The sequence below is a fragment of the Pigmentiphaga daeguensis genome (genome assembly GCF_039523035.1).
Classification (GTDB): Bacteria; Pseudomonadota; Gammaproteobacteria; order Burkholderiales; family Burkholderiaceae_B; genus Pigmentiphaga; species Pigmentiphaga daeguensis.
Genome location: NZ_BAAAEN010000007.1, coordinates 23017 through 36211, shown reverse-complemented (window position 1 = coordinate 36211; position 13195 = coordinate 23017). Strand labels below are relative to the sequence as shown.

The 13195-nt window shown below is 66.4% G+C and carries 16 protein-coding genes and 1 tRNA gene; 5 read left to right on the top strand and 12 right to left on the bottom strand.

The window, feature by feature from the left end:
• The first annotated feature begins 115 nt into the window (after positions 1 to 115).
• On the top strand, positions 116 to 1162 hold the full coding sequence (locus tag ABD104_RS11185; protein WP_132979436.1) for a DNA topoisomerase IB: 1047 nt from the start codon (positions 116 to 118) through the stop codon (positions 1160 to 1162).
• A 5-nt stretch (positions 1163 to 1167) separates the two neighbouring features.
• Here the strand turns inward: ABD104_RS11185 and ABD104_RS11180 are convergent, their stop codons facing one another.
• Genes ABD104_RS11180 through ABD104_RS11160 form a run of 5 tightly spaced genes read right to left on the bottom strand, consistent with a single transcriptional unit; the run spans position 1168 to position 5765 of the window.
• On the bottom strand, positions 1168 to 2157 hold the full coding sequence (locus ABD104_RS11180) for a branched-chain amino acid ABC transporter permease (RefSeq protein ID WP_279820866.1): 990 nt from the start codon (positions 2155 to 2157) through the stop codon (positions 1168 to 1170).
• Positions 2154 to 3038 carry a branched-chain amino acid ABC transporter permease gene (locus tag ABD104_RS11175; RefSeq protein ID WP_087839690.1) on the bottom strand — a complete coding sequence of 295 codons (885 nt, stop codon included), beginning with the start codon at positions 3036 to 3038 and terminating at the stop codon, positions 2154 to 2156. Before ABD104_RS11175 ends, ABD104_RS11180 begins: the two co-directional genes overlap by 4 nt.
• Entirely contained in the window at positions 3035 to 4258 is a 1224-nt protein-coding gene (locus tag ABD104_RS11170; RefSeq protein ID WP_087839689.1) for an ABC transporter substrate-binding protein, read from the bottom strand. Before ABD104_RS11170 ends, ABD104_RS11175 begins: the two co-directional genes overlap by 4 nt.
• 23 nt (positions 4259 to 4281) lie before the next feature.
• Positions 4282 to 4995: an ABC transporter ATP-binding protein gene (locus tag ABD104_RS11165; RefSeq protein WP_132979341.1), complete on the bottom strand. Its 714-nt coding sequence runs from the start codon at positions 4993 to 4995 to the stop codon at positions 4282 to 4284.
• Complete coding sequence (locus tag ABD104_RS11160) at positions 4992 to 5765, bottom strand: ABC transporter ATP-binding protein (protein ID WP_165963081.1); 774 nt, start codon at positions 5763 to 5765, stop codon at positions 4992 to 4994. The genes ABD104_RS11165 and ABD104_RS11160 overlap by 4 nt, the downstream gene beginning before the upstream one ends.
• 134 nt (positions 5766 to 5899) lie before the next feature.
• Here ABD104_RS11160 and ABD104_RS11155 point away from each other — a divergent pair.
• Both ABD104_RS11155 and ABD104_RS11150 read left to right on the top strand, forming a co-directional pair.
• Positions 5900 to 5976: transfer RNA gene (locus ABD104_RS11155), tRNA-Arg, on the top strand.
• Between the two features lie 78 nt (positions 5977 to 6054).
• A complete protein-coding gene (locus ABD104_RS11150; RefSeq protein ID WP_243724433.1) occupies positions 6055 to 6534 on the top strand; it encodes a DUF421 domain-containing protein in 480 nt (159 codons plus the stop codon).
• A 6-nt stretch (positions 6535 to 6540) separates the two neighbouring features.
• Here the strand turns inward: ABD104_RS11150 and ABD104_RS11145 are convergent, their stop codons facing one another.
• The 3 genes from ABD104_RS11145 to ABD104_RS11135 are packed head-to-tail and all read right to left on the bottom strand — an operon-like array spanning position 6541 to position 10053.
• The gene (locus ABD104_RS11145; protein WP_087839686.1) at positions 6541 to 6915 is read right to left on the bottom strand and encodes a sensory rhodopsin transducer; all 375 of its coding nucleotides are present in this window, start codon (positions 6913 to 6915) and stop codon (positions 6541 to 6543) included.
• 22 nt (positions 6916 to 6937) lie between these two features.
• Positions 6938 to 8560, bottom strand: coding sequence for an alpha-amylase family protein (locus ABD104_RS11140; protein WP_343927549.1), 1623 nt, complete (start codon positions 8558 to 8560; stop codon positions 6938 to 6940).
• Entirely contained in the window at positions 8557 to 10053 is a 1497-nt protein-coding gene (locus ABD104_RS11135) for an alpha-amylase family glycosyl hydrolase (protein WP_243724432.1), read from the bottom strand. Before ABD104_RS11135 ends, ABD104_RS11140 begins: the two co-directional genes overlap by 4 nt.
• A 201-nt stretch (positions 10054 to 10254) precedes the next feature.
• On the opposite strand from ABD104_RS11135, the gene ABD104_RS11130 reads away from it, so the two are divergent.
• A complete protein-coding gene (locus ABD104_RS11130; protein WP_343927548.1) occupies positions 10255 to 10515 on the top strand; it encodes a hypothetical protein in 261 nt (86 codons plus the stop codon).
• A gap of 103 nt (positions 10516 to 10618) precedes the next feature.
• Here the strand turns inward: ABD104_RS11130 and ABD104_RS11125 are convergent, their stop codons facing one another.
• Complete coding sequence (locus tag ABD104_RS11125; RefSeq protein ID WP_087839682.1) at positions 10619 to 10864, bottom strand: hypothetical protein; 246 nt, start codon at positions 10862 to 10864, stop codon at positions 10619 to 10621.
• A 613-nt stretch (positions 10865 to 11477) separates the two neighbouring features.
• On the opposite strand from ABD104_RS11125, the gene ABD104_RS11120 reads away from it, so the two are divergent.
• Entirely contained in the window at positions 11478 to 11681 is a 204-nt protein-coding gene (locus ABD104_RS11120; RefSeq protein ID WP_087780849.1) for a cold-shock protein, read from the top strand.
• Between the two features lie 337 nt (positions 11682 to 12018).
• Here ABD104_RS11120 and ABD104_RS11115 read toward each other — a convergent pair whose 3' ends face one another.
• The 3 genes from ABD104_RS11115 to ABD104_RS11105 are packed head-to-tail and all read right to left on the bottom strand — an operon-like array spanning position 12019 to position 13165.
• Positions 12019 to 12525, bottom strand: coding sequence for a DUF2514 family protein (locus ABD104_RS11115; RefSeq protein ID WP_343927547.1), 507 nt, complete (start codon positions 12523 to 12525; stop codon positions 12019 to 12021).
• The gene (locus tag ABD104_RS11110) at positions 12522 to 12995 is read right to left on the bottom strand and encodes a lysozyme (protein WP_343927546.1); all 474 of its coding nucleotides are present in this window, start codon (positions 12993 to 12995) and stop codon (positions 12522 to 12524) included. The genes ABD104_RS11115 and ABD104_RS11110 overlap by 4 nt, the downstream gene beginning before the upstream one ends.
• Entirely contained in the window at positions 12992 to 13165 is a 174-nt protein-coding gene (locus tag ABD104_RS11105) for a hypothetical protein (protein ID WP_338615561.1), read from the bottom strand. The genes ABD104_RS11110 and ABD104_RS11105 overlap by 4 nt, the downstream gene beginning before the upstream one ends.
• Positions 13166 to 13195 lie beyond the last annotated feature (30 nt).

Sequence of the window (13195 nt, the reverse complement as noted above, 5' to 3'; positions counted from 1 at the left end):
CCGCGCGATGGCAGCTTCTGCGTCGTGGGCGAGTAGATTTTTCACTTCCACCAGGAATCGCGGCAGGGGAAAGCCCGTGCCGGCCGCCTGGCACGAAGCCTGCTCGACCCGTGCCATGGACTTCACCCATGCATCTTCCTCCGCCTTGACCGCGCTGGCCGGCGACGGGGCCGCCCCGGAACTGGTCTATGTGGACGACACCCGGCCCGGGTATGGCCGCAAGCTGTTCCGGGGCCGGTTCGTGTACGTGGACCAGCGGGGCGAGCGTATCCGCGACCCCAAGGAGATCGCCCGCATCAATGCCCTGGCCATCCCGCCGGCCTATGGCGAGGTGTGGATATGCCCCGACCCGGCAGGGCACATCCAGGCCACCGGCCGCGATGCGCGCGGACGCAAGCAGTATCGCTACCACCCGCAATGGCAGGCGGTGCGCGACGCCGACAAGTATGCGCAATTGTCGGAATTCGGCCGGGCCCTGCCGCGCATCCGGCGCCGGGTGCAGCGGGCGCTCGATGCGCCGGGGCTGGGGGAGGAAAAAGTGCTGGCCGCGGTGGTGCGCCTGCTGGAGGCGACGCTGGTGCGGGTGGGCAACCGCGCCTACGCCAGGCAGAACCGTTCGTTCGGCCTGACCACGCTGCGGCCGCGCCATGCGTCGCTGTCGGGCACGCGCCTGCGGCTGCGCTTCCGCGGCAAGAGCGGGATCGAACACGACGTCACCATTGCCGATCGCCGGGTGGCGCGGGTGGTGCGCCGCTGCATGGAGATTCCCGGGCAGACGCTGTTCCACTACCTGGACGAGGCGGGGCAGCCGCGCGGCATCGATTCGTCGGCCGTGAACGCCTATCTGCGCGAGGCGGGGCAGGGGGATTTCACGGCCAAGCACTACCGGACCTGGGCCGGCTCGGTGCTGGCGCTGGAGTGGCTGCGGCGCATGCCGCGCGAGGAAGGCGCGGCCGCGCGCCAGGCCGTGGTCGAGGCGGTGAAGGCGGTGGCGCAGCGGCTGGCCAATACGCCGGCGGTGTGCCGGGCCTGCTACATCCATCCGGCCATCATCGATGCCTATCTGCGGGGGGAACTGCCGGCGACCTGGCCCGCTTCCGGTCCGCGCGGGCTGAGCGCGGCCGAGCGGCGGTTGCTGGCGTTCCTGGACGGCCTGGGCTGATCGCCCTACGAGCGCGCCGGCCGCGCCCGCCGCCGCTCCAGCCAGGCACCCAGTTCGCCCACGATGCCGCGCCGGAAGGCCAGCACGCAGACGACGAAGATCAGGCCCGTGACGATGGTGACGGCGTCGCCCAGGCTGCCGAACCACGCGATGCCGGTCGCATTCGCCAGCGCGTTGCCCCATTCGCCGATCTTGTTCTCGACCAGGACGATGATGAGCGCGCCCACCATGGGGCCGGTCAGGGTGCCCATGCCGCCCACCAGGGTCATGAGGATGACCAGGCCGGACATCTGCCAGACCACGTCGCTGAGCGTGGCCGAGATGAACACCACCGATTTCGTCGCCCCCGCCAGCCCGGTCAGCGCGGCGGACAGCACGAAGGCCAGCAGCTTGTAGCGGTTGACGTCGTAGCCCAGCGAAGTGGCGCGCGCCTCGTTCTCGCGTATGGCTTTCAGGACCTGCCCGAACGGCGACTGCACCGTGCGGTAGATCAGGAACACGCCGAACAGGAATATCGCCAGCACGACGTAGTACAGCGCCATGTCGTTGCCCAGGTCGATGTGGCCCAGCAGCGTGCCGCGCGGAATGGCCTGCAGGCCGTCCTCACCGCCGGTAAAGGGTGCCTGCAGGTAGAAGAAGTAGAGCATCTGCGCGACGGCCAGCGTGATCATCGCGAAATAGATGCCGCTGCGCCGGATGGCGAGCCCGCCCATGACCAGCCCGATCGCCGCCGCGACGGCCACGCCGAACAGGATGCCCAGTTCGGTGGGCAGCCCCCAGGTCTTGAGCGCATAGCCGGTGGCGTAGGCCGCGCTGCCCAGGAAGGCGGCGTGCCCGAACGACAGCAGCCCGGTGTAGCCCAGCAGCAGGTTGAACGCGCAGGCGAACAGCGCATAGCACATCAGCTTCATCGCGAAGATGGGATAGACGCCGAGGTAGGGCAGTACGCCCAGCCCCAGCACCAGCGCCAGGCAGCCGGCAAGGTGTCGGTTCATGTGGCTTTTCCAAACAGGCCGGCGGGCCGCGCGAGCAGCACCAGGGCCATCAGCACGAAGACGACGGTGTTCGATGCCTCGGGATAGAACACCTTGGTGAAGCCCTCGATCACGCCCAGGCCCAGGCCGGTCAGGATGGAGCCCATGATGGACCCCATGCCGCCGATGACCACCACGGCGAAGACGACGATGATCAGGTTCGACCCCATCAGCGGCGAGACCTGCTGCACGGGGGCCGCCAGCACCCCCGCGAAGGCCGCCAGCGCCACGCCGAAGGCGTAGGTCAGCGTCACCATGAGCGGGACGTTGACGCCGAAGGCCTCCACCAGCCGGGGATTCTCGGTACCGGCGCGCAGGTAGGCGCCCAGGCGCGTGCGCTCGATCACGTACCAGGTCGCCAGGCACACGGCCAGGGAGGCCAGCACGACCCAGGCCCGGTAGTTGGGCAGGACCATGAAACCCAGGTCGGTGGCGCCCTGGAGCAGTTCCGGCACGGGGTAGGACTGGCCCGAGACCCCGTAGAAGCTGCGGAACACTCCCTCGATCAGCAGCGTCAGGCCGAAGGTCAGCAGCAGGCCGTAGACATGGTCGAGCTTGTACAGCCAGCGCAGCATCGTGCGTTCGATCACGACACCCAGCAGGGCGACCGCCAGCGGCGCCAGCACCAGCATCCACCAATAGCCCAGCCCCAGGTACTGCAGGCCCAGCCAGGCCAGGAAGGCGCCGACCATGTACAAGGCGCCGTGCGCGAAGTTGATGACGTTGAGCAGGCCGAAGATGACGGCCAGCCCCAGCGACAGCACCGCATAGAAGGAGCCGTTGACGAGCCCGAGCAGCAATTGCCCGAGCATCGCCTGCAGCGGGACGCCGAAGATCGTCATGACTTCTTCAGCAGCGGGCACTTGGATTCGGCGGGCGTGGTGTAGACCTTGTCGCCGGGCAGCTTCTGCGCCACCTTGTAGTAGTCCCAGGGACCCTTGGATTCCTTGGGCGTCTTCACCTGGAACAGGTACATGTCGTAGATCATGCGGCCGTCCGCGCGCACGTAGCCGTCATGGGCGAACATGTCGTTGATCTTGTTCGACTTGAACCATTTCATGATGGTGTCGGGATCGTCGGTGCCCGTGGCCTTGACCGCCTTCAGGTAGAAGGACGCGGCCGAGTAGTCGGCCGCCTGCAGCGACGAGGGCTTGCGCTTGAGCTTCTGTTCGAACTTGGCGGCCCAGGCGCGCGACTCGTTGCTCTGGTCCCAGTACCAGCCATCGGTCAGATACAGGCCCTGCGTGGCGTTCAGCCCCAGCGTGTGGATGTCGTTGATGAACACCAGCAGGCCGGCGATCTTCATGGTCTTGGTGACGCCGAACTCCGCCGCCGCCTTGGTGGCGTTGATGAAGTCGCCGCCGGCGTTCGCCATGCCCAGGATCTGCGCCTTGGAGGCCTGGGCCTGCAGCAGGAAGGACGAGAAGTCGGAAGCCGCCAGGGGATGGCGGATGGACCCCACCACCGTGCCGCCCGCGGCCTTGACCACCGCGCTGGTGTCGGCTTCGAGCGAGTGGCCGAAGGCGTAGTCGGCGGTCAGGAAGAACCAGCTCTTGCCGCCCTGGGCCACCACGGCCGATCCGGTGCCGCGCGCCAGCGCGACCGTGTCGTAGGCGTAGTGGACGATGTAGGGCGAGCAGTCCTCGTTGGTCAGGCGCGACGAGCCGGCGCCGATGACGATGTAGGGAATCTTTTTCTCGGTGGCCACCTTGGCCATGGCCAGGGCGGTGGAGGAGTTGGTGCCGCCTATCAGGAGGTCCAGCCCCTGCTGGTCTATCCATTCGCGGGCGCGGGCCGAGGCGATGTCGGGCTTGTTCTGGTGGTCGGCGTACAGGACTTCGATCTTCTTGCCGTTGACCTGGCCGCCGGCGTCGGCCACGGCCATGCGGATGGCATCGGCCCCGGCCGGGCCGTCGATATCGGCATAGACGCTCGAGCCGTCGGTGATGAAGCCTATCTTGATGACGTCGCCGGAAATCTTCGGCGCCTGCGCCAGCGTCGGCGCGGTGGATCCCAGGACCAAACCGGCCGTGATGGCCGCTGCAAGGGCTTGCTTCTTCATGCGCGTCTCCTAAGAGGTACTCCTCATACGCCAAGCAGTTCGTGCAGGGTGTCCTGCTTGGCGGCCAGGTCCGACGATGCGAAGGCTTCGATCACGCGGCCGTGTTCCATCACGTAGAAACGGTCGGCCAGCGGCGCAGCGAAGCGGAAATTCTGTTCCACCATGACGATGGTGTAGTTGCGCGCTTTCAGGGCCCGGATCATGCGTGCCAGGGCCTGCACGATGACGGGCGCCAGCCCCTCCGAGATCTCGTCCAGCAGCAGGAGGTCGGCGCCCGTGCGCAGTATCCGGGCCACCGCCAGCATCTGCTGCTCGCCGCCGGACAGCCGTGTGCCGGGGGAATGCCGGCGCTCGCGCAGGTTGGGGAACATCTCGTAGATTTCCTCGACCGACATGGCCCGTTCGCCGGTGCCGCGCAGGGGAGGGGGCAGCATCAGGTTTTCCTCGCAGGACAGCGAGGCGAAGATGCCGCGCTCCTCGGGGCAGTAGCCCACGCCCAGGTGGGCGATGCGGTGGGTGGGCATGCCTATGGCCTCCACGCCGCCTATGCGCACCGATCCGCGGCGCGCGCCGGTCAGGCCCAGGATGGCGCGCAGCGTGGTGGTGCGGCCCGCGCCGTTGCGGCCCAGCAGCGTGACGACTTCGCCGCGCGCCACGTCCAGGTCCACGCCATGCAGGATGTGCGATTCTCCGTACCAGGCATGCAGGTTCCGGATTTCCAGCGCCGGACCGTTCATGCGTGGGCTCCCTGCAGTTCGCCGTCCACCGTGCCCATGTAGGCCTGCATCACTTCGGGGTTGCGGGACACGGCGTCGTAGGGGCCCTCGGCCAGCACCATGCCGCGCGCCAGGACCGTGATGGTGCTGGCGATGGAAGACACGACCTTCATGTTGTGTTCCACCATCAGGATGGTGCGGCCCGCCCCGACCTTCCTGATCAGCTGGGTGACGCGGTCCACGTCCTCGTGGCCCATGCCCTGCGTGGGTTCGTCCAGCAGCATCAGTTCGGGCTCCATGGCCAGGGTGGTGGCGATTTCCAGGGCGCGCTTGCGCCCGTAGGGCAGTTCCACCGCCGGCGTGCCGGCGAATTCGGCCAGCCCCACCTCGTCCAGCAGTTCCATGGCGCGGGGATTCAGGCGGTCCAGCAGCGAGACGCTGCGCCAGAACCGGAAGGTGCCGCCTTCGCGCCGCTGCAGCCCGATGCGGACGTTCTCCAGGGCGGTCAGGTGCGGGAAGATGGCGGAGATCTGGAACGACCGGATGATGCCGCGCCGTGCGACCTGGGCCGGCGCCTCGCCGGTGATGTCGGTGCCGTTGAAAAAAATACGCCCGGAGGTGGGCGTCAGGAACTTCGTGAGCAGGTTGAAGCAGGTGGTCTTGCCGGCGCCGTTGGGGCCGATGAGGGCATGGATGCTGCCCCGCGCCACCCGCAGGTTCACATCCTTGACCGCGACGAATCCCTTGAAGGCCTTGCTGAGGTCCCGGGTTTCGAGGATGAGGTCGCTCATGGTTTCCTGTGTCAGGCTATGCCGCATGCGCCTGCTGCATTGTGTCGCAAATCCTTCTCTTGGGGGCCTAGGTGTTTGCCCGGAACCGCCGGACGGCGGAGGGGCGGCCTGGTGGTAAACTTGCGCGCTCCGGGGCGGCGGTAGCTCAATTGGATAGAGCACAGGCCTTCTAAGCCTGGGGTTACGGGTTCGATTCCTGTCCGCCGCGCCAATCCACGCATCTTTCCGTTCCCTCCGTCAGGCCCGCTTCTTGCGAACCGCTTCCCGTCACGACTACGGGAGACGCGCCTTGGACTGGCCTGGAATCTTCGCCTTTTCCATTCCGCCGCTCGAGACCCTGGTCCGCGGCACGGTCATGTATTGGCTGTTGTTCCTGTTGTTCCGGTTCGTCGTCCGCCGCGACGTCGGTTCGATGGGCATCGCGGACATCCTGCTGATCGTGATCGTGGCCGACGCGGCGCAGAACGGCATGGCCGGCGACGGCAAGAGCGTGACCGACGCGGCGCTGCTCGTGATCACGCTGGTCGCCTGGAACATGGCCCTGGACCGCCTGGCGTTCCATTTTCCGCCGGTGCGCCGGTTCGTCGATCCGGAGAAGGTCATGCTGATACGCAACGGCAGGAAGCTGCGCGACAACATGCGGCGGCAGTCGATCACCGACGAGGAGCTCGAGGCGAAGTACCGGCAGCAGGGCATCGAATCGATCGACGACGTGAAGGCCCTGTATCTGGAGGCCGACGGCAACGTCAGTGTCATCAAGCGGAAATGACGGGCGTCAGTCCGCGCCGTAGGCCATCGTCGTCATCAGGGCGAGGGCGGCCTGGCGGGAATCCAGGCGGGTGTGCTGCACCACGATGGGCACGTCCGATTCGATGACGCTGGCGTAGTCGGTGTCCAGCGGTATCGGTTCGGGGTCGCGCAGGTCGTTGAACCGAAGATGCAGCGTGCGCCGCGCAGGCACGAGGACGCGGTAGGGGCCGGCAGGCTCGCGGTCCGAAAAATACACCGTCAGGCGCACCTGGGCGGGAGCGTCGCCCGTGTTCAGGATGCAGGCGGTTTCATGGCTGGCGGTCTGGCGAGTGCGGTCGTCCCCGGAAGGCGGCAGATAGCCTTCGGCGATGATCCAGCGGCGTTTGCCCAGGGCTTGCATGTGCAGGTCTCCGAAACGGGGATTACAGCGAAACGCGCGGCCGCAGCCAGCGATATCCGTAGCCTCGCAGCCGCAGCCGGACCGGGTGGCCCGATGGGGCGTCGTAGGGGCCGTCGGCCATGACGTCCATCATGTGCTGGCAGTCGGTGTCGTGCAGAGTGAACTGCACCTCCTCCGGCCCGAGGTTGGCCAGCGTCAGGACCGCCACGCCGTCGAGTTCGTGCCGCAGCGCCAGCACCTGGGGGCATTCGATGGAGGCGGGGCGGCAGTGGCCGGCGCCTATTTCCCGCATGCCCAGGCGGGCGCGGATCATCTTGCCGGTACGGGTCAGCAGCGAGTCCTCGTCCAGCGATTGCGCGTAGACGTTGACGTGCCGGTAGCCGTAGGAGCCCGAGTCGATCAGCGGCACCGCCAGCCGCTCGGGGCGCGCGGCGGAAAAGCCGGCACCGGGTTCGTCCGACCATTGCATGGCGGTGCGCACCGCCAGCCGCTCGGGCAGCGACAGGTCGTCGCCCATGCCGATCTCCTCGCCATAGCGCAGGATGGGCGTGCCCGGCAGCGAGAACAGCAGCGCGTGCACCAGCGCCAGCCGCCGCTTGTCGCCGCCCAGCATGGGGGGAAGCCGCCGCCGGATGCCGCGATGATAGATGCGCATGTCGGGATCGGGGGCGAAGCAGTCCATGACTTCCCGCCGTTCGTCCTCGCTCAGGCGTTCCAGGTCCAGTTCATCGTGATTGCGCAGCCAGAGCGCGTATTGCGCGCCTTCGGGCGGGACGGGCTGTCCGGCCAGGGCTCGCACCAGCGGCTCGGCCTTCCCGCGCGCCAGTGCCAGGTAGAGGTAATTGTTGAGCCAGAAATTGAGCACCAGCGTCAGCCGGTCGCCCCGGCCGAAGTAGTCGACGTACTGCCGGGGAGGCACGTCCACTTCTCCCAGCAGCACGGCATCGGCCCGCCGCCGGGAGACGAAGCGGCGCATGTCGTCCAGCAGCCAGAAGCCGTCGTCGGCGGGATCGGGCGAGCGGGCGCTGTCTATCATGTGCGAGGCGGCGTCCACGCGGAAGCCCGAGACGCCAAGCCGCAGCCAGAAATCCATGATCCGCTCGACTTCGTGCCGCACGTCGGGATTGCCGAGGTCGAGGTCCGGTTCGTGCGAATAGAAGATGTGCTTGTAGTACTGGCCCGCCTGTTCGTCCCAGGTCCAGACGCTGTCCTCGACGGTGGGGAAGATGGGTTTCTCTTCGGTGGGCTCGGGGGTATCGGCCCAGACGTAGTAGCCGCGATAGCGCGACGTCCGGTCCCGGCGGGCAGCCTGGAACCAGGGGTGGCGGTCGGACGTGTGGTGCACCACCAGGTCGATGATCACGCGCAGCCCCAGCTCCTCGGCCTTGGCCATCAGGGCGACGAAGTCGGGTAGCGCGCCGAAGCGCGGGTCGACCGCCAGATGGTCGATGACGTCGTAGCCGCCGTCGCGGAACGGCGAGGCATAGAAGGGGGTCAGCCACAGGCAGGTCACGCCCAGGCCGCGCAGGTACTCCAGCCGCTCCGAGATGCCTTCGAGGTCGCCACGGCCGTCGCCGTTGGCGTCGCGGAACAGGCTGGGATCGACCTGGTAGATGATGGCGTTTCGATACCAGAGCGGCATCATGTCTCAGCTCCCGGTTCCAGCACCACGGCGTGTTCGCCCGCCAACTCCCCGCGAAAGCGCGAGCCCGGCGCCTGGCCGTCGCTGCACAGCGCGATGCGCCAGTCCCCCGGGGGATGGAAGCGCCTCGGCTGTGCGGCGAAGTTCACGCAGACCAGGCGGACGTCGTCGCCCCGGCGGCGCCGGAATGCCAGGACCTCCGGCGGGGAGTCGATTTCTTCCCAGTCGCCCAGCCGCAGTGCGGGGCTGGCCTTGCGCACCGCCAGCGCCTGCCGGTAAAGATGGAGAATGGAGCCGGGGTCGGCCCATTGCCGTTGCGCCGAGTGCGACGCGGGGTCGGGCGGGAAGGGCAGCCACGGGGGAGCGCCTTCCCAGCCATGGGGCGGCGCCGCCGTCCAGGGGATGGGCGCGCGGCAGCCGTCCCTGCCGCCCGGGTCGACCTGCCGCTGCGGATCGACGAGGGCGTCTTCCAGGCCAAGTTCCTCGCCCTGGAACAGGAATGGAGTGCCGCGCAGCGACAGCAGCAGAATCGCCGCCGCGCGCGCCCGGCGCAGCGAGCCGCCGTAGCGGCTGCGATGGCGGACGTTGTCATGGTTGGACAGCACCCAGGTCGGCCAGGCATCGGCCGGCCGCAGCAGGGCATCGACCTCGCGGATGCAGGTACGGAAGACGACCGGATCCCAGGGCGCATCCAGCGGCGGGAAGTTGAACGACATGTGCAGTTCGTCCCCGGCACCGTAGTACTGGACGACGCTGGCGGTCGAGCGGATGTTCACCTCGCCGACCAGGATGCGCTCGCCGGGATAGCTGTCCACCAGCCGCCGTATGCCGCGCAGCACCTCGTGGCTGTAGGGCTGGTCGTTGAAATCTGCCAGCGGCTCGCCGGCCAGGCAGCGTGGATGGTCGGCGAAGGTCGGATCCTTGCCGGTGCAATGGGCCACGTCTATGCGAAAGCCATCGACGCCGCGGTCCAGCCAGAAGCGCAGCACACCGTGCATGGCTTCCACCACCTCGGGATTGCGCCAATTCAGGTCGGGCTGCTGGGGCAGGAAGAAATGCAGGTAGTACTGGCCGCTTTTCTCGTCCCAGGTCCAGGCGCTGCCCGCGCCCAGCGCCGCCCGCCAGTCGTTCGGTTCGTCGCGCCAGATGTACCAGTCGCGCCGCGGGCTGGCCCGTGACGAGCGGGAGTCCAGAAACCAGGGATGCTGGTCGGAGGTATGGTTGGGCACGAAATCGAGCAGCAGGCGCAGGCCCCGCGCGTGGGCTTCGTCGATCAGCCGCTGCGCATCGCCCAGCGTGCCGAACAAGGGATCGATGTCGCAGTAGTCGCTGATGTCGTAGCCGGCATCCGCCATGGGCGAGCGGAATATCGGCGACACCCATACCGCGTCGGCGCCCAGGTCGCGGACGTGGTCCAGGTGGGCGAGCATGCCGGGAATGTCTCCCACGCCGTCGCCGTTGGCATCGGCGAACGAACGGGGATATATCTGGTACACGACTGCATTTTTCCACCAGGCTTCATCGGAGCGCGTGCCATTCATGCGGTTTGCCGGCCTTGTCCTTGTCGGGGCGAGTGGTCCAGCAAGTGATATTCCCAAGGGAAATCCGGAAGGCAGGTGGGTACCCTAGGCGGGCGGCGGTTGAACTTTCTCCGCCGTGGCATTGCCTCATGGGTGTACCGTCTGCAGGAGACTTCTATGTCAGAAGGCGCAGGAGAGCACTACAAGGGTTATTACATCCGTACCGTTGCGCGCGCGGTCAATCATCCCCGGGAAGGCATGACGTCGCTGTTCGAGGGTGTCGCCACGATATCGCTGAACCCGGGATCGCAATACCACCCCGTTCCTCCCGACCAGCACCTGGGCGACGACCAGGTGTTCGGCACCGAATTCGAAGCCCATCGATATGCCGAAAAGGCCGCCAGGCGCTACATCGACAAGCTCGAAAAAGGAAAGTAGCGCCACGGCCGCTGCCTGCGGCTTCTTCCGGCTCGTTCCATGGACGCGCCGGCCAGGGCTGGGCCCTGGCCGGCCACGACGCCTCGTCTGATCGTATTGCCTCTCATTGGCCGGATTTCTGTTGCTGACCGGGCTTTTGCTGCTGGCCGGTCTGCGACCGCTGCTGTTGTTGCTGTTGCTGCTGCTGGCCCTGTCCGCGCTGCTGGCCCTGCTGCATGTCGGGGTGTGGCGAGGACGTCCCCTTCTGCCCTTGCTGGTTGCCCGTCTGCTGCTGGCTTTGCTGCGGATTCTGGCTACGCTGGCCGGCCTGTGTCTGTTGGCCGGAGGACGGTTGCTTCTGCTGATTCATGGGCCTACTCCTTGATTATGGATGCGGGGTGGCGGAATGCCCGCCGGCGGTGGGTTCGATACACCGCCCCGGTTTAACCGCAATTCCTGTTCCGCGTTGGGAAGGTCCGCGGCAAGGATTATGGGAGAGGCGCTTGCATGTAATTATTGGGTGCTGCGCTTGTAATTTTTTCTCGTGCGCAAATGCGCGCCGCCATTTTTGTTGTAGGTATTTACCTCATTCGGGAAAACGATAGGTTTGGGGGATTGATTTCGTTAAATCTAAGCGTTAACCCTGGCAAATTTAGTTGATTTTGTCCACTTTGTTGCCGATGTGCCGCGCTATTCCTAGGAATCCGCCACGAGAGGGGTATATCCCCGCATTTAAGCAGGGATATATGGGCAAAGAAAAAATTCATATAAACGCCACATGCCCGGCAATATGCTTGTATCCGAAGGAAACGAAAACGAGTTGACTAAGCCGACGATGCCCCGCATAGTCATTTTCCAGGTGTCAGGCTAGGGTTCTACTCGGTTGGGTCGGCAAGTCGGCTTTCCATTTGGGCACGCCCCCGTTCTTGATTCCGGTTAAGTGATTATCGCGGTACGCACATATTCAAAGAAGGAAATGCATCATGGCGACAGGCATCGTTAAATGGTTCAACGACGACAAGGGGTACGGGTTCATCATGCCGGATGATGGGGGGAAGGACTTGTTCGCCCACTTTTCGGAAATCCAGGCCGAAGGCCGCAAGACGCTGTACGAAAACCAGAAGGTGAGCTTCGAGGCCGTGCAGGGTCCGAAGGGCCCCCAGGCTTCCAAGATCCGGGTCCTGTAAGCCGTCTTCCCTGGCCAGCCAGACGAAACGCCCCTGCCATGCAGGGGCGTTTTGTTTATGCTGCCGAAGCCGCGGCGGTTGACGGACCATGGCGCGCGGGCAATAAAAAATCCCCGAAGGCGCTGGCCTGGGGATCGATGCCGCGCCTTGGCGCGCGGGGTACCTGCTGGTACTGAATGCGGGTGGGGTGGCTGATGGGACTCGAACCCACGACAACCGGAATCACAATCCGGGGCAATTCCTAGGATTTATGCGGGTTTCCGGACGAAACTGGTGGCATGGAGTCGGAAACGTGTCACGATTTCATGCGGGTCTCCGGGGTGCTGCCACCACGATTTTAGGGGCCTGACGCCGGCTGAATAGCCCGCACGTACCCCTGCAACCCCATCAATCTGGCACCGAGCCGGTCAGCCTCTGCCGCCACGTCGATATATCGGTCGACGCACTGGCCGACCACGAACCGCAGCACGGCGGCGTTGTCGGGGGTCCCATCCACGTCGGATCCGGCGCCGGGATCCTGGGAGGCGCCACCACCACGGCCGGTGGCGAGTTGCTGGCGCAGCCTGTCACGCTCAGCGCGAGCGCCAGCAGCAGCATCGGCATATTGCGCCTCGCGGGCACGGGATTCTGTCCGTTCATTTTCTACCGCCTCCTGCATGCGGGTTTCGGTTTGACGGTTGGCCGCCTCGGCCCGGCGCGCGGCGTCCGACAGCGCCGCCCGTTCCTTGCTCCAGTCCCGCTCCAGCGCCGCGATACGCTCGCCGTAGCGCCATCCCTGGGCGACACCTACGGCGATCCCCGCCAGGGCCGCCACGGCCCCGTACCGCAGCCAAGCGGGGATCATGCGGCCCCCTGCAGGCACGTGTCGCGCGCGATACCCCGGCGCTTGGTCAGCCCCGGCAGCTCCACCAGCAGGCCGGCCACGCGCGCCTTGTTCCATCGAGGAAGCTGGTTGCAGGCGCCGACCAGGTCGCCGGCGCGGAGCATTCGCGCCGCGGTGGACTGGCTGACGCTGCACGCGATGGTGGGCCCGAGGTTGTAGACGGCGTCGGCGAACGCGGCCAGGACCTGGGCCGGCAACCCGGGCACACACCGCTCCACTTGATCCACGGCCGCCAGCATCTCGCTGGTGAGCAGCCCGCGGCATTCGGCCGTGTCCTTGTAGTCGCCCATCTGCACGCCACGCGTGTAGCCAAAACAGATGGTCGGGATGCCGACTGGGTCGCGGTAGGCCCAGTTGCGCAGGCCCTCGGCGGGCGCAGCGATCGCGACAGCCAGAGCGGCCGCGGCGGCTCGGCGTTGGAGCGCGTTCATTTCCGGGCCTCCCGACGCCACTTCCAGATCAGATACCCTGCCTGCAGCAGGATGTACCCGATAGTGGCCAAGGCCACGCCGTGATTCAGGTTCCAGTCCGACAGCCAGGAGATCGCCACCACACTGGTGGGGGGCGTGGCCTTTGCCGCTTCAACCGCGACTTCGTTCATTCGTAGGATCCTTTGGGGCATCGTGCCTCC